The sequence below is a fragment of the Mesorhizobium sp. M00.F.Ca.ET.216.01.1.1 genome, from assembly GCF_004010325.2.
Lineage (GTDB): Bacteria > Pseudomonadota > Alphaproteobacteria > Rhizobiales > Rhizobiaceae > Mesorhizobium.
The window spans coordinates 28,667-47,581 of record NZ_SADR02000015.1 but is presented as its reverse complement, the minus strand read 5'-3'; the positions used below and the strand labels follow the sequence as shown (position 1 = coordinate 47,581).

At 61.2% G+C, this 18,915-nt stretch carries 20 protein-coding genes; 14 read left to right on the top strand and 6 right to left on the bottom strand.

Going from position 1 to position 18,915, the window contains the following annotated elements:
- Positions 1 to 9: 9 nt before the first annotated feature.
- On the bottom strand, positions 10 to 363 hold the full coding sequence (locus EN859_RS19750) for a hypothetical protein (protein WP_127854701.1): 354 nt from the start codon (positions 361 to 363) through the stop codon (positions 10 to 12).
- A gap of 665 nt (positions 364 to 1,028) precedes the next feature.
- Between EN859_RS19750 and EN859_RS19745 the strand changes: the two genes are divergently transcribed.
- The 7 genes from EN859_RS19745 to pqqE all read left to right on the top strand — a co-directional run bounded on the left by EN859_RS19745 (position 1,029) and on the right by pqqE (position 8,156).
- A complete protein-coding gene (locus tag EN859_RS19745; RefSeq protein WP_127854660.1) occupies positions 1,029 to 2,930 on the top strand; it encodes a methanol/ethanol family PQQ-dependent dehydrogenase in 1,902 nt (633 codons plus the stop codon).
- A gap of 157 nt (positions 2,931 to 3,087) precedes the next feature.
- Entirely contained in the window at positions 3,088 to 3,612 is a 525-nt protein-coding gene (locus EN859_RS19740) for a c-type cytochrome, methanol metabolism-related (RefSeq protein WP_127854661.1), read from the top strand.
- Entirely contained in the window at positions 3,584 to 4,477 is an 894-nt protein-coding gene (locus tag EN859_RS19735) for a quinoprotein dehydrogenase-associated putative ABC transporter substrate-binding protein (protein ID WP_127854662.1), read from the top strand. Before EN859_RS19740 ends, EN859_RS19735 begins: the two co-directional genes overlap by 29 nt.
- Positions 4,478 to 5,051: 574 nt before the next feature.
- Positions 5,052 to 5,990 carry a pyrroloquinoline quinone biosynthesis protein PqqB gene (gene pqqB, locus EN859_RS19725; protein ID WP_127854664.1) on the top strand — a complete coding sequence of 313 codons (939 nt, stop codon included), beginning with the start codon at positions 5,052 to 5,054 and terminating at the stop codon, positions 5,988 to 5,990.
- Entirely contained in the window at positions 5,987 to 6,745 is a 759-nt protein-coding gene (gene pqqC / locus EN859_RS19720) for a pyrroloquinoline-quinone synthase PqqC (RefSeq protein ID WP_127854665.1), read from the top strand. Before pqqB ends, pqqC begins: the two co-directional genes overlap by 4 nt.
- Positions 6,742 to 7,038: a pyrroloquinoline quinone biosynthesis peptide chaperone PqqD gene (gene pqqD / locus EN859_RS19715; RefSeq protein WP_127854666.1), complete on the top strand. Its 297-nt coding sequence runs from the start codon at positions 6,742 to 6,744 to the stop codon at positions 7,036 to 7,038. The genes pqqC and pqqD overlap by 4 nt, the downstream gene beginning before the upstream one ends.
- A complete protein-coding gene (pqqE, locus tag EN859_RS19710) occupies positions 7,035 to 8,156 on the top strand; it encodes a pyrroloquinoline quinone biosynthesis protein PqqE (protein WP_127854667.1) in 1,122 nt (373 codons plus the stop codon). The genes pqqD and pqqE overlap by 4 nt, the downstream gene beginning before the upstream one ends.
- A gap of 11 nt (positions 8,157 to 8,167) precedes the next feature.
- Here pqqE and folP read toward each other — a convergent pair whose 3' ends face one another.
- From folP to EN859_RS19695, 3 genes are read right to left on the bottom strand one after another with little or no spacing between them, the layout of a single operon-like run.
- On the bottom strand, positions 8,168 to 8,998 hold the full coding sequence (gene folP / locus EN859_RS19705) for a dihydropteroate synthase (RefSeq protein ID WP_127854668.1): 831 nt from the start codon (positions 8,996 to 8,998) through the stop codon (positions 8,168 to 8,170).
- Entirely contained in the window at positions 8,995 to 9,654 is a 660-nt protein-coding gene (locus EN859_RS19700; protein WP_127854669.1) for a ThuA domain-containing protein, read from the bottom strand. The genes folP and EN859_RS19700 overlap by 4 nt, the downstream gene beginning before the upstream one ends.
- Before the next feature lie 10 nt (positions 9,655 to 9,664).
- Positions 9,665 to 10,762: a Gfo/Idh/MocA family oxidoreductase gene (locus EN859_RS19695; protein WP_127854670.1), complete on the bottom strand. Its 1,098-nt coding sequence runs from the start codon at positions 10,760 to 10,762 to the stop codon at positions 9,665 to 9,667.
- Between the two features lie 93 nt (positions 10,763 to 10,855).
- Between EN859_RS19695 and EN859_RS38185 the strand changes: the two genes are divergently transcribed.
- Both EN859_RS38185 and EN859_RS19690 read left to right on the top strand, forming a co-directional pair.
- Positions 10,856 to 11,485: a hypothetical protein gene (locus EN859_RS38185; RefSeq protein WP_189502106.1), complete on the top strand. Its 630-nt coding sequence runs from the start codon at positions 10,856 to 10,858 to the stop codon at positions 11,483 to 11,485.
- A 181-nt stretch (positions 11,486 to 11,666) separates the two neighbouring features.
- A complete protein-coding gene (locus EN859_RS19690) occupies positions 11,667 to 12,776 on the top strand; it encodes an ionic transporter (protein WP_127854671.1) in 1,110 nt (369 codons plus the stop codon).
- Between the two features lie 92 nt (positions 12,777 to 12,868).
- On the opposite strand, the gene EN859_RS19685 is transcribed toward EN859_RS19690, so the two are convergent.
- Together EN859_RS19685 and EN859_RS19680 are read right to left on the bottom strand one after the other, a co-directional pair.
- The gene (locus EN859_RS19685) at positions 12,869 to 13,249 is read right to left on the bottom strand and encodes a hypothetical protein (protein ID WP_245525632.1); all 381 of its coding nucleotides are present in this window, start codon (positions 13,247 to 13,249) and stop codon (positions 12,869 to 12,871) included.
- Between the two features lie 209 nt (positions 13,250 to 13,458).
- The gene (locus tag EN859_RS19680) at positions 13,459 to 13,662 is read right to left on the bottom strand and encodes a LuxR C-terminal-related transcriptional regulator (RefSeq protein ID WP_281015621.1); all 204 of its coding nucleotides are present in this window, start codon (positions 13,660 to 13,662) and stop codon (positions 13,459 to 13,461) included.
- 20 nt (positions 13,663 to 13,682) lie between these two features.
- Here EN859_RS19680 and EN859_RS19675 point away from each other — a divergent pair, with 20 nt between their 5' ends.
- From EN859_RS19675 to EN859_RS19655, 5 genes are read left to right on the top strand one after another with little or no spacing between them, the layout of a single operon-like run.
- A complete protein-coding gene (locus EN859_RS19675) occupies positions 13,683 to 14,711 on the top strand; it encodes an extracellular solute-binding protein (RefSeq protein WP_245525630.1) in 1,029 nt (342 codons plus the stop codon).
- Positions 14,712 to 14,742: 31 nt separating this feature from the next.
- Entirely contained in the window at positions 14,743 to 15,672 is a 930-nt protein-coding gene (locus tag EN859_RS19670; RefSeq protein WP_245525629.1) for a sugar ABC transporter permease, read from the top strand.
- An 8-nt stretch (positions 15,673 to 15,680) separates the two neighbouring features.
- Complete coding sequence (locus tag EN859_RS19665; RefSeq protein WP_210237706.1) at positions 15,681 to 16,496, top strand: carbohydrate ABC transporter permease; 816 nt, start codon at positions 15,681 to 15,683, stop codon at positions 16,494 to 16,496.
- 24 nt (positions 16,497 to 16,520) lie between these two features.
- Complete coding sequence (locus EN859_RS19660; protein WP_127854673.1) at positions 16,521 to 17,855, top strand: sulfatase-like hydrolase/transferase; 1,335 nt, start codon at positions 16,521 to 16,523, stop codon at positions 17,853 to 17,855.
- Positions 17,845 to 18,759 (top strand): LacI family DNA-binding transcriptional regulator, encoded by a 915-nt coding sequence (locus EN859_RS19655; RefSeq protein WP_127854674.1) that lies wholly within the window; start codon positions 17,845 to 17,847, stop codon positions 18,757 to 18,759. The genes EN859_RS19660 and EN859_RS19655 overlap by 11 nt, the downstream gene beginning before the upstream one ends.
- The last annotated feature ends 156 nt before the right edge of the window (positions 18,760 to 18,915 follow it).

The following is an 18,915-nucleotide window of genomic DNA, read 5'->3' as shown; positions in this document are numbered from 1 at the left end:
ATGCTCCGGCTAGAAGCAGCGCACGTCGGCTTCCGCCTGCGCACGCTTCAGTTCCGTGCGCGCGGCTCGCGCCGGCGCGCTTTCGCGAAACATTCCTGCATTCTCGCCTGTCGTCAGGGACATCCTCTTGAAGGTCTCGGCCCTCTCGTAATGGTCGTAGGGAAGGATCGAGGCGATGACGTCGATCGAGCAGGAGCAGCTCTCCAGCGCCTGACGCGTCTGGCCATTCGTCTGCATGCAGCCGAGCACGTAGTCGACAACCGTCGCTGTCGGATAGTCTCCGGCGGCACCGGCCGGATTTGCCAATGCCAGGGTCGATACAAGCCACAGCGGCAAGGTGGAAAAGCCAACATATCTGATCATCATGAGCAACCCTCGGATTGACCTGGGACGCGATAGAACGGGACAGGATCACCGCACCAGTTGGCGTCGTGCAGCCTGGCCAGTCAAGTTGCCACGGTCGCCTTATAGTACCAAAGGAGCAATGCCATAGCGGCCGGCAAGCGGCCTCCCCGACGGCACCATCATCCGCTCCGAATCGTGCTGACAAACTTCATTTCATATCTCCTTCACTATCGGCCCATGGCGCGAGGCGCGCATACTTCAGGCCAGGCATTCCAAGAAATATCTCCAAATAATACCAATACACCTTCGCGCTGATAATACAAAAGACGATTTGTCTTATATACATCTCGATAGGTACGCAGTGGATAAATAGCTTTCGCTCATGATTTTTTCATGTCTATTTCTCTATATTGCGGTGCAGCATTGCCAGAAGTGATTTTTCTTGCCTTCCGTTCCGGGATGACATAGCTTCCTCCCTGTTTCCGGCTTCAAGGGCGTCACCGTCATTAGGGAGCGGCGACAGTCTTTCGTAGGCCAAGTGGGGTGGGCAGTAACGGTGCCCTCTGCTCATCTGGCTTAGGTCGTGACACGCTGCCGGAAATACTTCCCCCACATGAATCGCTTGGGCAAGCCCTCGTGGGCTCAACGGACGATTCGTCATTGTGAACCCTGGGAGGATTTTGATGCGTGTACTAGCGAAAACCACTTACGTACTAACGACCGCGGCGCTCATGTCGTTCGGCGCGGTCTACATGACGTCGGCCAATGAAGAGCTCATGAAAATGGCCGAAAACCCCAAGGACTGGGTAATGCAAACGGGTGACTACGCCAACACCCGCTTTTCCAAGCTCGACCAGATCACCAAGGACAATGTGAAGAACCTGCAGGTCAAGTGGACCTTTTCCACCGGCGTGCTGCGCGGCCATGAAGGCGGGCCGCTGATCATCGGCGATGTGATGTATGTGCACGCGCCGTTCCCGAACACCGTCTACGCTCTCGATCTCAACAATGATGGAAAGATCATCTGGAAATACGAGCCCAAGCAAGACCCGAATGTCATTCCGATCATGTGCTGCGACACGGTCAATCGCGGTGTCGCCTATGGTGACGGCAAGATCATTCTCAACCAGGCCGACACCACCGTCGTCGCGCTGGACGCCAAGACCGGCAAGGTCGTCTGGTCGGTCAAGAACGGCGACCAGACCGACGGAGGAAAGGGCGAATCCGGTACGTCAGCGCCCGTGGTCGTCAAGGACAAGGTGCTCGTCGGCGTCTCCGGCGCTGAATTCGGCGTTCGGGGCTGGTTGGCCGCATACAATCTGAGTGACGGCAAGCTCGCCTGGAAAGCCTATTCGGAAGGTCCGGACGCAGAAACCCTGATCGATCCCGAGAAGACCACCCAGCTCGGCAAGCCGGTAGGAAAGGATTCCGGCACGAACACCTGGGAAGGCGAACAGTGGAAGACGGGCGGCGGCACGACATGGGGATGGTATTCCTATGATCCCAAGCTGAACCTCGTCTATTACGGTACCGGCAATCCCTCGACGTGGAACCCGGTTCAGCGCCCCGGCGACAACCGCTGGTCGATGACAATCATGGCCCGCGATGCGGATACTGGTGTTGCCAAATGGCTCTACCAGATGACCCCGCATGACGAGTGGGACTATGACGGCATCAACGAGATGATTCTCGTCGACGGCATGGAGGTCAACGGCGCCAAGCACGACGTGCTGGTGCACTTCGACCGCAACGGCTTTGCCTACACTATGGATCGCGCCTCCGGGGAACTTCTCGTCGCCAAGAAATACGATCCGGCAGTGAACTGGGCGACGGAAGTCAACATGGACCCCAAGAGCGACCAGTATGGCCGCCCGCAGGTCGTGGCCAAGTATTCGACCCAGCAGAACGGCGAAGACACCAACTCGACGGGCATCTGCCCGGCGGCGCTTGGAACCAAGGACCAGCAGCCGGCGGCCTATTCGCCGAAGACCGGGCTGTTCTATGTACCGACCAACCATGTCTGCATGGACTACGAGCCTTACAAGGTGAGCTACACCGCCGGCCAGCCTTATGTGGGCGCCACCGTGTCGATGTATCCTGCGCCTGGCGGTGACGGCAACATGGGCAACTTCATTGCCTGGGATGCCGCCAAGGGCGAGATCGTCTGGTCGAAGCCCGAGCAGTTCTCGGTGTGGTCGGGCGCGCTGGCAACCGAAGGCGACGTCGTTTTCTACGGCACGCTCGAAGGCTACATCAAGGCAGTCGATAAGGACGGCAAGGAACTCTACAAGTTCAAGACCCCGTCCGGCATCATCGGCGACATCACGACTTACGAGCACGACGGCAAGCAGTACATCGCCGTTCTGTCCGGCGTCGGTGGATGGGCCGGTATTGGTCTGGCAGGCGGACTGCTTTCACCCGATAACGCCGCTGCCTGGCATGGCGCCGTCGATCAGGGCCGTGCGCAAGGCGATCAGGCCGCGGTCGTTGGCACCGCTGGCCTCGGAGCGGTCGGTGGCTACGCAGCACTTGCCGACTATACAACGCTTGGCGGCCAGCTTACCGTCTTCGGTCTTCCGGACTGATTGCGGGAAGGGCCTTAAGACTGAAGGCTGCTTGAAAAACGAGAGCCCGGATCACCGGGAAGCCAGGACCGGGCTCTCGATTCTGCCGCGCACCCAAAACATCGATCAATGCCGCTTCACGAAACCCGTGTCCGTGGCAAATGAAGGAAGAGTTTGAATGTCCGTTCGCATTATAATTTCCGCTCTCGCCCTGGTTCTGCTGCCTCTGGCCAGCTCAAGTCTGGCGCAGGCCGAAGACAGCATGGAAAAGGCCAAGCCGGTGAAGGAAGATGGCGGAAAGTATTTGGACGCGGACGGAAACCCAACCTACAAGATCGAAAACGGAACCGTGGATTGGTACACGTTCAGCGGTTACCGCCGGTACCACTCCGACTGCCATGTCTGTCACGGACAGGACGGAACGGGTTCGAGCTATGCGCCGGCCCTGGCCAATAGCCTGAAAAACATCGATTACCCCACGTTCCTCTCGATCGTCGCCGAGGGCCGCAAGAATGTCGGCGGCGGCAAGGAAAACGTCATGCCTGCCTTTGGCGACAACAAGAACGTCTATTGCTACCTGGACGATCTCTACATCTATCTGCGCGCCCGCGCCGATGGTGCGGCGCCCCGCGGCAGGCCGCCCAAGCACGAAGACAAGGCTAAGGCGGCCAAAGATGCCGAAGCGTCCTGCATGGGTGGATGACATGATCGGCTGCGATGCAACGAAGCTGCGTTTTGTCCTGCCGTTCCTCGGCGCGCTCGCCTTGTTGCCGTCGAACGCCCAGGCGCAAGGCGCCGGTCTCGGAGCTGCCGGAGAACTGGTCGATCCCGATATCCTGCGCGTCTGCGCCGACCCTTCGAACATGCCTTTCACCGACCAGAACGGCCAAGGCTTCGAAAACAAGCTGGCTGAACTGGTTGCCAGGAAGACGGGGCGAAAGTCAGTCGCTTACACATGGTTTCCCACGGTCATCGGCTTCGTGCGCAACACGCTCGGGGCCAACCGATGCGATGTCATCATGGGCTATGCCCAGGGTGATGAACTGGTACAGAACACCAACGCCTACTATCGCTCCTCCTATGTGCTGGTGCACCCGAGGGGCAGCGACCTGGAAGGCGTCGAGACGATCGAGGATCCGAAACTGACCGGCAAGAGGATCGGGGTCGTCCAAAGCACGCCGCCAACTGCCAACATGGCCGCCAACAAGCTCTTGCGAACGGCAAAAATCTACCCATTGGCCGTCGATACGCGGGTTACCCCGTCGATGGGAGAGGTCGTGATCAAGGACATGCTTGCCGGCAAGATCGACGCGGCGATCCTGTGGGGGCCGATGGCAGGTTATTATGCCAAGGAACTCAGGGCCGATGTCACGATCGTTCCGCTGGTGAAGGAAAAGACCAGCTCGCGCATGTCTTACCGCATCACCATGGGCGTACGTCCGTCCGACCAGGAATGGAAGCGAATGCTCAATCGGGTAATCAGGGAAAGCCAGGCGGAGATCAACAGGATCCTGCTGGGCTACAATGTGCCGCTGATCGACGAACATGACAATCCGATCACGCAATGACGATATCGGTTAGGCACGATACCGGGGTGAGCTTGATCGGCACGAAAACGCGATAGGTAATGAAGAGAAAGGAGACCATTTTGCTGATCGCTACGGCTGGCCTATGCCGGCTACAGCGCTATCTCCGCGGAAGCTGAAGGAGAGAAAAGCCTTACCTGATCTTTGAAGCATGACCGTTGTTATTTTCGCTCGTTTGTTTTTCGGTGTTTGAGGACCTAGCGTTTCATTTGTCCATTTTAGAGGTGATGGACGAGCCATTGCATCGCCCGCAATGGTGCTAACGACATGACCGGCCCCTTCGGGCTGGCAGAAGAGGAGAGATGTCATGAAGAAGAGCTGGACCAAACCGACCATGTGCCATGTTGCTGCGGGCTTCGAAATTTCGCGGTATCTGCCTGCTGAAGTTCCTCCCAGGAAGTAGGCCGCAGAGGTGCGTGTCCCTGGCAGCAGGGACACGCACCCCATTGCCGCGTGAGGTCTTCGCGAAAGGCTTTGACGCGGGCAATGCGGGTGCGAAGCTGTTCACGGCCGAAAATATCCTACTGGTTGAACAAGCCGCGGAGCAGGCGTTGCCATGCGCTTGAAGATCATCGGCTCGGCGGCAGGCGGCGGCTTTCCGCAATGGAACTGCAATTATCGCCTGAGCCGCGCGGCTCGCACCGGGATGGCTGGTGTGCATTCACGAACCCAATCAAGCGTCGCCGCATCGGCGGATGGGGCCGGCTGGGTACTCTTCAACGCCTCGCCCGACATTCGCCAGCAAATTGCGCAAACGCCTGAATTGCAGCCCGCGCACGATGCGCCACCGCGTTCGACTCCTATCCGCGCGGTGGTGCTGACCAATGCCGACGTCGACCATGTCGCCGGCCTGCTCAGCCTGCGTGAACGGCAGCCCTTTGCCATCTACGCAACGGCACAGGTTCTGGCGACGCTCGAGGCGAATTCGATTTTCAATGTTCTTGATCCAGCGGTCGTGCCGCGACGCACCCTGTCGCCGGCGAAAGATTTGCCGATCTGCGATGCAGACGGCCACCACACCGGCGTGGCTGTCGAGAGCTTTCCCGTGCCCGGAAAGATAGCGCTCTATCTCGAGGAAAGAGGCCACCCGGATGCCAATTTCAGCTCCGACGCCGGCGACACGATCGGGGTCCGTATCACCGGTGCCGGCAGCCGCGGCTCTGTTTTTTATATTCCGGGCTGCGCGCGCATCGATGCCACCCTGCGCACGCGCCTGGCCGATGCCGCCTGCCTTCTGTTCGACGGCACGGTCTACACCGACGACGAGATGATTGCTGCCGGCGTCGGCCAAAAAACCGGTGCGCGCATGGGCCATATGGCAATGTCTGGAGAAGCAGGTTCGATTGCCGGCCTGGCCGATGTGAAGATCGGCCGCCGTGTCTTCGTCCATATCAACAACACCAATCCTGTTCTCGACGAGAATTCCGCCGAACACACGGCGGTCAAGGCGGCTGGCTGGGAAGTTGCCCGCGATGGGATGGAGATGGAATTTTGAGCGATTTCCATGATGCCGCCAGAGGCGGCCTGTCCACGAGCGAGCTCGAAGCCGTGCTGCGGCAGGTCGGTGCCGAGCGCTATCACAATCGCCATCCCTTCCACCACAAGATGACCAGCGGTGCGCTGTCGAAGGCCGAGATGCAAGCCTGGGCGCTGAACCGCTACTGCTATCAGGCCGTCATCCCGCGCAAGGACGCCATGATCCTCGCACATGCCGAGGACCCGGCGTTTCGCGCCGTCTGGCGCAAACGCATCGAGGACCATGACGGCGCGGACGGCTGGAGCGGCGGTATCGCGCGCTGGCTGCATCTGGCGACCTCGCTCGGCCTCGATGCCGACGCCGTCAAGAGCGAAAGGCTGGCGCTGCCGGCGACACGTTTCGCGGTCGGCGCCTACCTCTCCTTCTGCACGAACCGGACGCTGTTCGAAGCGGTCGCGTCGTCGCTGACCGAGATGTTCTCGCCGCTGATCATCGGCGAGCGGGTGCCGGCGATGCTGGCCAAATACGATTACATCACCGAGGATACGCTGGCCTATTTCAGCCGGCGGCCCGAACAGGCATCGCGCGACGCCGACTTCGCCCTCGCCTACGTGCTCGGCCATGCCGATACGGCGGAACGCCAGCAGCAGGCCATCGACGCACTGGTGTTCAAATGCGATATACTCTGGGCCATGCTCGACGCGCTTCAACACGCCTATAGCGAGCCGGGAAACATACCGCCCGGCGCCTTCCGTCCGGAGGCGGCCCAATGATGGCGCTGCGCGAAAGAGCCTTGGTGTCGCTGCGGTCGGTGCCATCGCTGCCGAGGCACGTGCGCATACAGTACGACCCGGTGCGGCAGGCGTTCGCTGTACTTTCACCGGAAAAAATATTCTGGCCGAACGAGATCAGTCTCGACATATTGCGCCGCTGCGACGGGCGATCCTCGGTCGGCCACATCATCGCCGACCTTGCCGCTGAATATGACGCCGAACAGGAGGCCGTGGCGGCCGACGTCATCGCCTTCCTGCAGGAATGGTCGGACAAGCTGCTGGTGAAGCTATGAGCGAGCCCTTTCTCCCTCCGATCGGCATGCTGGCGGAACTGACGCATCGCTGCCCGTTGCAATGCCCTTATTGCTCCAATCCGCTCGAATTGCTGAAGGCCAATCGCGAACTCGATACCCAGACCTGGCTCGACCTGTTCTCGCAGGCCGCCGATCTCGGTGTTCTCCAGGTACATCTGTCCGGCGGCGAACCGACGCTGCGCCGCGACCTTGAGCAATTGATCGCCGGGCTCTCTGCGCGCGGTGTCTATACCAACCTGATCACCGCCGGCGTTGGCATTGCCGAAGGCCGCATCGAGGCGTTTGCCGAAGCCGGGCTCGACCATCTGCAGCTGAGCTTTCAGGGTGCACGGCCGGCGACCACCGACCGCATCGGCAACCACAAACGCAGCCACGACAAGAAACTGGAGACGGCACGCCGGGCTCGAGCGGCCGGCCTACCGCTCACCATCAACGCGCCGATCCACCGTCACAATATCGAGGAAGTGCCGGAATTCATCGAAATGGCCCTTTCGCTGGGTGCGGAGCGGCTCGAGATCGCCAACGTGCAGTACGCCGGCTGGGCGCTGACCAATCGCGACGCGCTGATGCCCGAGCGAGATGCGGTCGACCGCCAGGCGGAGATCGTCGCGGCGGCGCGCGAACGGCTCACCGGCATCATCAACATCGATTTCGTCCCACCGGATTATTTCGCCATCTATCCCAAGCCGTGCATGGGCGGCTGGGCGCGCGACGCCTTCATGGTGACGCCGGACGGCACCGTGCTGCCGTGCCATGCGGCACAGACGATCCCATCGCTCAGCTTCGAGCGTTTCGGACCGCGCAGCCTGTCCGCGATCTGGACCGATTCGCCAGCATTCAACGCCTTTCGCGGCACGGACTGGATGCAGGAGCCTTGCCGCAGCTGCGAACGGCGTGAGATCGACTGGGGCGGCTGCCGCTGCCAGGCGATGGCGATCGCCGGTGATGCCGCCGCGACGGATCCGGCTTGCGCGAAATCGCCGATCCATGCACGCATGGCGATGCTGATCGACGAAGCCCAACGTGCTGCGGCAGGCCCTGTGAAGGACGAGCCATTCGTCTATCGGCGTATAGGCGTCGTAACCGAGCCTGCCTGAGCATCCTTGCTCTATTCCGCCGTGCGTTCGCGCACTGCGTCGGCGAAAGCCAGTGCATCGCGATTGACCGCAACGTTGTGCACGCGAAAGATCGAAGCCCCCTTCAACCGCAGGATGACGCTGGTTGCCGCTGTGCCGACGTCACGTCCCTCGTCACTTTCGCCGACCAGGTGACGGGCAAGACGCTTGCGTGACGTGCCGACGAGCAATGGAAAGCCGAGAGCGCGCAGTTCACTGAAGCGAGCCATGAGCTCAAGGTTTTCCTCTCCGTTCTTGGCGAATGCAAAACCTGGATCAAGCACGATCCGGTCGTCCGAGATGCCGGCCTCGCGCGCGATCTCCAGCGATCTGTTCAGGAACAGGAACTGGTCGGCGATCACGTCTGCCAGTTTTTCGCGGCCGCGCCCAGTATGCATGATGACGAGGCCGGCGCCGGTTTCCGCCGCAACGTGTGCGATGTCGAGTTCTCGCTGCAGGCCATGCACCTCGTTGACGATGTGCGCGCCCGCCGCGATGGCCAGGCGCGCCGTTTCGGCCCGATAGGTGTCGACCGAAATGAGGCTGCCGCCGTCGGCCGACAGCGCCTCGATGACCGGGAGAATGCGCGATTGTTCCTCCCACGCCGAAACGGCGCCGGCGCCCGGCCGGGTGGACTCGCCGCCGACATCGATGATCGCCGCGCCCTCGCCGATCATGCGCCGGGCCTGTTCGAGCGCCCGCTCGGGCCGGTCGAATTCTCCGCCGTCGGAAAAACTGTCCGGCGTGACGTTCAAGATTCCCATCAACACCGATCTCGCGCCAAGATCGAGATATCGCCCGTGGGCAAGCTGCCAGCGTGTCATTCGGCGAACGCGGCACCGCTGGCCCAAAGTGCACCGCGCTCGAAGATCGTGCGCATTTGCGGCACCTCGAACTCATCAGCCGTGTGGCCGAGCGCGCTGTAGAAGACGCGGCCCTGGCCGTAGCGGCGCTTCCACACGACCGGCATGACGACGCCGGCGATGAAGTCGAGGTGTTCGCCGGTAAAGGTCGTCGTCGCCAGCACCTCGTTGGTCGGGTCGACGTGCATGTAATACTGTTCCGAACGGTAGGCGAAACCGTCGATCCCCTGCACGATAGGATCGTCAGGCCTGGCAATGTCGATCCTGTAGTCGATGATGTTGCCGGGATGGGCGACCCACTGGCCACCGGTCATGAACTGGTACTCGGGCTCGTTGCGAAAGCTGTCGCACATGGTGCCGTGAAAGCCGGCAAGACCGGTTCCGCCTCTGACGGCGCTGGTCAGGCTTTCCAGTTCCGGCTTCTCGATCGCCGACATGGTGATCACCGGGACGATCAGATCGAGTTTGGAAATCTGCGGGTCGGCGAGAGTCGAGGTTCCCTGCTCCAGCCGCACATCGAAGCCGTGGCCGGCCAACATATCCCTAACGATGTTGGCGCTCCGGGCGGGTGTGTGACCTTCCCAGCCACCCCAGAAAACCAGTGCCGTTTTGCTCATGATATCGTTCCTATTCCAGAATTCCAAAAGGCAGGTCGGAGCGCATCGGCGCCGGCCGGCTGCAACCATGCATCAGATCGATCCGCTGTCCGGTCTTAGCCGAATTGATGATCGATTCCATGATTTCCAGGACGTGTAGGGAAAGGTCGAGATTGGCGCGGTGCTCCCTTCCGGACACGATCGCCTGCGCCATGTCGGCAAGGCCGAGGCCGCGGTTGTTGCCGTCGCCATAGGAGTGGACCTGATCGGCCACCGTCCAGTCGCCCTTGCGGAGGCTGGTCCTGATGTCGCCCTGGAACTGGTTCGGATCGGAGACGATCATCGAGCCGGTGGTGCCATAGAGCTCAATGTGATTGTGCTCGTGTTTCCAGACGTCGAAGCTGGTGGTGATCGAGACCGCAGCGCCATTCTCGAACGTGAGCAGGCCGGAAACGTGGGTCGGCACCTCGACGTCTATCGTCTCGCCCTCGCGTGGTCCAGAACCGATGGTGCGGGTGGCGTAGGATGACTTCGCCTGCCCTGTCACCGATTTCACCGGGCCCAGAAGGTTGATGAGGCAGGTCAGGTAATAGGGACCCATGTCGAGCATCGGCCCACCGCCGGGCTGATAGTAAAAATCCGGGTTCGGATGCCAGAGCTCGTGGCCCGGAACCTGCATGAAGGCCGAGCCGGCGACGACCGTGCCGATGATATCTTCATCGACAAGCCGGCGCGCCGTCTGGTGGGAACCGCCAAGAAAAGTATCGGGCGCACAGCCGATGCGCACGCCTTTTTCACGCGCGGCCGCGACAAGCCGCTGCGCATCGGCAAGCGTCGTCGCCAGCGGCTTTTCCGAATAGACATGCTTGCCTTGCGCCACGGCCTGCAGGCCGACCGGCACATGGTGTTGCGGCGTCGTCAGGTTGAGCACGATCTCGACGCGCGGATCGGCCAGCAGCACCTCGACGGCTAAAGCAGCCACGCCATAGGCTGCCGCCTTTGCCTCAGCCGCCGCCGGGTTGATGTCGGCGACACCGACGATGTCGAGCACCGGAAACTGTGGCGATGCCTTCAGGTAGGCGTCTGAAATGTTGCCGCAGCCGATGATGCCGATACCGATTCTTCGCATGGTCTTCTCCCGATACCGATGACATTGATGAGGTAGCAGAACTCATTTGTCACCCTTTTCCAACCAGCGGGCATCATCGTGTGAGAGATTGATATGGCGGGCTTCCATGCTGTGAAAGAGTTCCGCCAGCGACCTTGGCCGATCGGCGGACAAGCTGAGCACAGCGCCGAGTTCCATTCATCGACACCGGTTTCGCCGCCGACCGCTGCTGCCCTGTCTGGTGTGTGCCGCCCAAAAAGCACGCAGCGGTTTTGCGACAACGATATGCATAAAAGCAAAGGCTTAAACGCGTCGCTTCATGCGACGCGCTCTAGGACGCCGGCCCCCTCCCCCGATGATGGCGATCAGCTTTGCAGCGCACCTCTACTCGCGTTCAGTTCAAATTCGACGATGGCGCAGCCATATCCGTCGAGCGTCAGTGCACCGGAAACCGGCCTTTCGCCGTCGAGCAGGTTCCTGCCGGCAGGAATGCCTGTTACCGCAACCGGCCTGTCCTTGACTGGATTGGGAAGACAATTCCTGGGCAAGAGGTGCGGCGGCACTCGTTACGCAGAAGCTCTTCGATTTCGAAACATCGGCCGGCAACGCCGCGCCGCTTGGTGCATGACACCGAACCGGTGCCAGCGAAAATCGGAATCGATTTTCGGAAAGGATCATGCGCGAAATCAAAGTGCTACAGTGTCCTTTGCGCGTCCCAACGAACGCGCGGCGCTGTCGTCATGAAGAGGCCCTGATATCAGCGTGATGTGGTAAATGGGGCTGGGTCCATACAGCGGTTCGGCTCTTGCTCGACAACAACCCGACGCAATGTCAACTTCCCTCTATGTTGGCGAGACCCGCTGCGGATAACTTTGGTCAGTCTCTGTGATGACCTGACTATCGATGGCGAAGAAGGAAATCCGGCTTGGCTGTTCATCGACTGCCGATTAGCCAATATCTGTTCCCAATCGGGTCCCTGGGCCTGGCCGCAGTAATTTATTTCGGCGCAACGTCGATCGAGCATTCGCCGCTTTCGATCAAGATTCTGGCGTTGGTCGCGGTTGCTGTCTTCATCTTCGCGACAGTGTTCGTGGTTTTGCACCATGCGGAAGCCGCCGCACTGCGGCTCGGTGAGCCTTTTGGCACGCTGCTGTTGACATTTTCGGTCACGGCCATCGAAGCATCCGTAATCGTTTCGATGATGCTGCACGGCGAGAACAACCCGACGCTGGCACGCGAGTCCGTGTTTTCGACGGTCATGATAGTGTGTACTGGCGTCGTCGGCGTGTGCCTCACCCTGGGTGGGCTGAAGCATCGATATCAGGACATCAAACGACAGGGCACCAACGCTTCCCTTACCGTCCTCATGGCGCTGACGGTTCTTACCCTGATCCTGCCAAACTACACTCTTGCAACAGGTCCCGGCACGTTCTCCGCATTGCAACTCGCTTTTGTGAGCATTCTTTCAATCCTCCTCTATAGTGCGTTCATCTTTGCTCAAACGGTGCGTCATCGGGGCGATTTTATCGAGGACCTGACATCCGGCGCGGAGAATGAGGAGCACGCACCTGAGGGTGGGAAAGCAACCGTCAACGTGCTGCTTCTGTTGGTCGGACTGGCAGGGATCGTTCTTCTGACCGAGCAGGTGGCCGGCAGCATCGAGGATGGGCTCGAGTTTCTTCAAGTTCCCCAGGCGGACGCAATCGTGGGCTTCTTCGTCGCTGCGCTTGTGCTTATGCCGGAGGCGGTATCGGCCGTCCGCGCAGCGCTCAATAACGAACTTCAGCGAGGGCTGAATGTCGCCCTTGGCTCCGCCTGCGCCACAATCGGCCTGACGATCCCGGCCATCGGTGCGGCGAGCCTAGTCACAGGACGAACCCTGATACTTGGTCTGGGCTCGGGGGATACCGTGCTTCTGATCCTCGCGCTTGCCATCAGCATTGTGAGCTTTGGAACGGGGCGAACAACGATGCTGACCGGGCTCGTTCATCTCGTCGTCTTTGTCGCCTACCTGTTCCTTATCGTCGTGCCCTAGCGGCCGCTGGCCTCCGACAGTCGTGGGCACCTGCATAGCCGCGCGCCGGAACGGATGGAAACCATTAGGTTCCGGACGCGGCTACGAGACCGTTACCGATCGAGAGCCTCCTCGGCCGAGGCTTGTTCCGCCGGATCACCCATCGGAGTGGAGGCGGGTTCGCTTACGAGAACCGTTGCGCCATCCCGCAGGATCTCGAAATCGACGGGCGGCTGGCCGACGGCTTGTGGCACGGAGATCGTCATGCGTTGCTTCGGTCCGAGCGTGGAGACGAACCGGATCGGCTGCACATCGGCCCCGGAAGCCAGGGTCGCAACGACGCGGTAGCCCTCTTGCTCGACCGTATAGTAGACAGCGCCGTTGAAGCGGCCGCGATGGATGCTGTGGCCGTTCCCCGGCGCAAGTTCCGAGGCCGCCGCCACGCTCGTGGTGGTGAGCAGGGTCACTGCAAATGCGGTAGAACGTTTGATCATTGCTGTTCCTCTCGGATTGGCGAGCTCATGAACTGCTTTGCAGTCCTTTCCAAACTCTCGAGTTCATCCTGCGCGCAGCGGCGTGCGCGCACATCGGTACGGCCACCTAGTTTTCGGACGACTGATTTCCTAATTTTCGCGAACTTGCCCAGTTTTCACGAATTTGCCCGGTTTTCACTGGCTCGCAGCGCGCCTTCCGGCGGCAGAAGTCAGGGCTCGCCGCGAAGGCGGAGCAGAATCTCCATCCGGTTTGCTGCGTTGAATTTGCCGAGCACGGCGGAAACCTGATGCTCGACTGTCCGCGGCGAGCGCGACAGCCGCCGAGCGGCCTCCTTGTTGCCCAAACCTTCGGCAATCAAGGTGAGAACCTGTTGTTCTTGCCTCGTCGGGCCTAGCGGATGCTGCCTGGCCACCGTGTACGGCCCCCAAGCTGGTGGCGGATTTCGCCGCCAAGAACTCGCCCGATCTCGCTGCCGAGCCAGGTGGCTGGGTGCAGGAATTCGGCCAGCAGGGCCTCCTGCGGTCGCTCAACGACTTCGTCGAGCAAGATGGCAAGGCGATCGGCTATCCCGACGATTGGCAAGCCTATTCCGTCGAGCGGAACAAGCTCGGCGACCAATACTACGGCGTCCAGATCCATCTGACCTGCGCAACCCTCGTCTACAATGTCGACATGCTGAAGGCCGCAGGCTTCAACGCACCGCCGACGACGTGGGAGGAATTCCGGAAGGTCGCCAAGGCGACCACGGGCGGCGCACGCTTCGGTTTTGCGCCCAATCCGAGCATCGGCTACTACTGGTCGTGGTTTCTCCAGAACGGCGTCAGCTACTATGACGCCAAGACGAACAAGGTTAATCTCGACAGTCCCGAGGCAATCGAAGCAATCCAGTTCCTCTCCGACTTGATCCACAAGGAAAAGGCCGCAACCAAGCCGGTAGTGGGCGCGGACTACGAGGGACCGCAAAAGCTCTTCACTGCCAATCGTGTGGCCATGATCATCACCGGGCCGTGGGATGTTAAGCCGATCCGCTCCGGCAATCCCAAGCTCAACTGGGCGGTCGCGCCTTCTCTCAAGCACAAGGCGCAGGCGACGTTTGCCGGTGGCGTCAGCCTGATGATCCCGAAGAATGCCAAGCATCCGACGGAAGCCTGGGACCTTCTGAAGCGGCTCGTCGCCCTCGACACGGAACTCGCGGCTACGAAGGAAGCCGGCATGACGATGCCACGCAAATCCTGGGCGGAAAACCCTGAGGTTCAGGCCGACCCGGTCATCGGCAGTTTCGGCAAGTGCCTTCCATACGCGCAGGACACCAACGCCGCGCTTCGCCTGACCGGCAAGCACGCGCGGATCGACAAGCTCCTCCAGAGCGCGCTCGAAGAGATCGTCTTCAATCAGATGCCTGCGGCCGAGGTGATGCCGAAATTCGCGGCTGAGGCTAACGCCATCCTGGCGAGCAAGTAGGCGGATGGCCTCCGGCGGGAGCGCAGGTGTAGTGGCCGTCGCGGGCATCGGTAACGGGATGGCGGCGCTCTTGCGAGCGGACCGTCTTAGCCAACGGACGCGCCGCGCGCTCGTCGCCTACCTCCTGCTGTCGCCGGCGATCGTCTATTTCACCGTCTTTTTCTTCTATCCGATCGGCCTGGAATTCTTGGCAAGCCTCCACACGGGTCAGCCGCTGATCGGCGAAAGCCGGTTCGCAGGCTTCGACAACTATATGACGGCATTTCAGGACGCGCGGGTCCGGCAATCCGTTATCGTGACGCTTGCCTTCGCCATCGGTGTGACGGCGGCGAGCATCGCCATAGGGCTCGGCCTCGCGGTCCTGCTCAACCGGCCGATACCCGGACACGCGGCAATCCGCGCAATCATCTTCTTCCCCTACATCATCTCCTTCGTGATCGTCGCGCTAATGTGGCAGGCGATCCTCGACCCCTATACGGGGATATTGAACAGCATCCTCGCGGAACTCGGCCTGCCGACGCAGAGTTGGCTCTCCGAGACCTCGACGGCGCTCCCGACACTTATCGCCATCACGGTCTGGAAGGATGTCGGCTATGCGATGCTGATCTACCTCGCGGCGCTCCAGTCGATCCCTAGCGACTTCTACGATGCGGCCTCGATTGACGGCGCATCACCGGCGCAGCAGTTCCGGCACGTGACCTGGCCACTCTTGACGCCGACGACCCTCTTTATCGCGGTCGTCAGCACGATCAGCCAGCTCCAGGAACTCGCGCCGGCCTACCTCATCACCAAGGGCGGGCCAGCCGATGCCACCCGGCTCTTCAGCCTGCATGTATTCGAGGCAGCCTTCTTCGAGCTCAATATCGGCTATGCCTCCGCGCTCTCCTTCCTCATGTTCTTGCTGATCCTGGCCATCACCTTCGTCCAGTTTCGGCTGCTCAACCGCGAAGTCAGCTATTGAGGGGCCGAATGAAACTGATGAAGACGGCCTCCATTTATCTGCTACTGATGCTCTGTGTCGCGCTTTGCATCTTCCCTTTTCTCTACATGTTCTCGCTGTCGCTCCAGAGCGATGCCGACATCCTCAGCGGCGTTCCGATCCTCGTTCCCGAGATGCTGCAGTTCTCGAACTATGTCGACATCTGGCAGAAGGCGCCCTTCGCCCGCTTCACGCTCAACAGCTTCATCATCGCCGGCGGAATTACCTTCCTCCACCTGATCTTCGATCCGCTGATCGGCTACGTGTTCGCCAAGATGGATTTCCCCGGCAAGCGGTTCATGTTCGTCGCTATCCTGTCGACGCTGATGATCCCCTTCTTCATCCGCATGATCCCGCTCTATGTGCTCACCGCGCGGATGGGCTGGCTGAACACCTATCAAGGCCTCATCGTGCCTTTCGCCATGAGCGCCTACGGCATCTTCCTGATGCGGCAGTTCATCCGTCCGATCCCGGACGAGCTGATCGACGCCGCGCGCCTGGACGGCTGCTCGGAGCTCGGCGTCTACTGGCGGATCGTGCTGCCGCAGGTCCGCCCCGCGCTCGTCACGCTTGCGCTCCTCACCTTCGTCTTCCAGTGGAACGAGTTTCTCTGGCCACTCGTCGCTGTGAGCACGACCGAGATGCGGCCGATAACGACGGGGCTGACGCTCTTCAACCAGGAATACTTCACCCAATGGAACCTGACGGCGACGGGCGGCGTCATCCTCTTCATCCCAAGTCTTCTCCTGTTCCTCGCCACACAGCGCTACTTCGTCCGCAGCGTCATGCTGGCGGGCATGAAATAGCCCATCCGGAGTGAGTGCCCTTCCATGACATCCCGCCGACCAAACGTCGTCGTCTTCTTCACCGACCAGCAGCGCTGGGACACCGTCGGCGTACACGGCAACCCGCTCGAGCTCACGCCGAATTTCGACCGCCTCGCCGGGACCGGCACGTTCGTGGCGAATTCGTTTACATGCCAACCCGTCTGTGGGCCGGCCCGCTCCGTCTTCCAGACGGGGCGGTACCCAACCATGACCGGCTGCTACCGCAACGATATTCCACTGCCGAAGGGCGAACGCACGCTCGCGCATCATTTCGCAGCAGCTGGCTACGACACCGCATACATCGGCAAATGGCACCTGGGGTCCGCCGAGCCGGTGACGCAGGAAGAGCGCGGCGGCTACAGCTACTGGCTCGCCTCCAACATCCTGGAGTTCACCTCCGGCCCCTTTGACACCGTCGTCCACGACAATGACGGCAAGGCGGTGAAGCTGCCGGGATATCGCGTCGATGCCCTCACCGACGCAGCAATCCGCTACGTCGCCTCTAAGGAAGACGAACCGTTCTTCCTATTCCTCTCCTTCCTCGAGCCGCATCACCAAAACCAGACGGACAACTACCCTGCTCCGCTCGGATACGAGGAGAGAATTCGCAAGAAGCTCGCCATCCCCGGCGATCTCGCCGCGCTTGGCGGCACAACAGCCGAGCATTTTCCCGGCTATCTCGGCATGGTCGCTCGCCTCGACGAGGCGTTTGGACGGCTGATCGAGGCGCTCTACAGTCTTGGCCGCCTTGACGACACCATTATCCTCTTCACCTCCGACCACGGATGCCACTTCAAGACCCGCAACAATGAATACAAGCGCTCCTGTCACGAGGCGTCGATCCGCGTACCGACGCTCTTCCATGGCCCCGGCTTCGAGCGCCTCGGGACTTATGACGGGCTGGTCAGCCTCGTCGATCTCGCGCCGACCCTGCTCGCCGCGGCCAGCCTGAAAGTACCCGATTCGATGCAAGGCATCTCGCTTCTCGATGCGCTGCGGGGCGAGCGGCCGCCGCGCGACGAGATATTTATCCAGATCAGCGAGCATCATGTCGGCCGCGCCTTGCGCACCAGACGGTGGAAATACGAGATCGAGGCGCCGGGAAAGGACGGCTGGCGCGATTCGGGCAGCGATTTCTATGCCGAGGCGCGGCTCTACGACCTCGAGGAAGACCCGAACGAGCTCCGCAATCTCATAGCTTCGCCCGATCACGCACAGACGCGTGCGTGGCTGAGAGGCCGCATCGTTGCCCTCATGGAGGAGGCCGGCGAGGCAGGGCCCGAGATCCTTCCCGTAGAGCACGAAAATTGGCATGGAGATGTTCTGAGTGAGGGCTAAACACGCCCTCTCCGGACTGCAGGGCGTTGAGATGGGCGAGAGCAACTTCAATCGAAAAAAGGCGCCGACAATGGCCGATGTCGCCCGTCGCGCCAAGGTATCGACCGCTGCCGTGTCTTATCTGCTCAGTGGCGACAGCGCGCGCCTGAAGTTCGTTGGCAAGGAGGCGCGCCAGCGTATCCTGGACGCCGTCGCGGAGCTCAACTACGTGCAAAACCGCACCGCGCGTCAGCTGCGCCGGCGACAGGCCGAGCGGATCTGCCTGCTGTTGCCGCGGCTCGGCGTCCCCTTCAGCGACCGCATCGCGCAGGATGTCCAGTCCGCGGCTGCGCTGAACGGCTTTTCGACGATCATCGCCGCGGGCGACACCATGGAGCGCATGGACAGGATCGTGCGCGAGATCGAAAGCGGGCTCGCCGATGGCGTTATCGCCGATTGGCAGCATCTCTCGGAGCGAGATGTTGCGCTTTTAGCCGCGCGTCTGGCGGTCGCGGGTCGGCCGGGCGTGATCTTCCACCCATCGATCGAGCCGGCAGGCTTCTCGGTCGTGCGCCAACATACGGGCGATGCCGTCTTCGAGGCGCTCGACTATCTTTACCAAGCCGGCCATCGCTGCATCGCCTATATGCTGCATGAGCGGGCGGTGGACGGGAGCCGTCTCGCCGCCTATCACAGGTTCCTGCAAGCACGCGGCGTTCCGCTGCGAGCCGACCTGCTGATCGGCGGCGCAGAAGCGCGCAAGGCAGCCTTTGCCAATGCCAGGGCACTTGCCGCTCGCAAAGAGCGGCCGACCGCGCTTTTCGCCGAATCCGATCTTGCAGCAGTGACCGCGCTGCACGCATTCGGCGGCTGGCCTCTCCGTACCCGCCGACATTGCGGTCATCGGGTGTGGCAATATCGATGAGGGAGAATTCAGTCATCCGGCATTGACGACGATCGGCCCCGAGACCACCCACTACGAGCGCCTTGCCGATCATCTGATCGCACTGATCTCGGGAACGCCGCGCGCGAGGCCTACCCTGTTCGACGTTTCGTGGCAGCTGGTCCGCCGCGCTTCCGC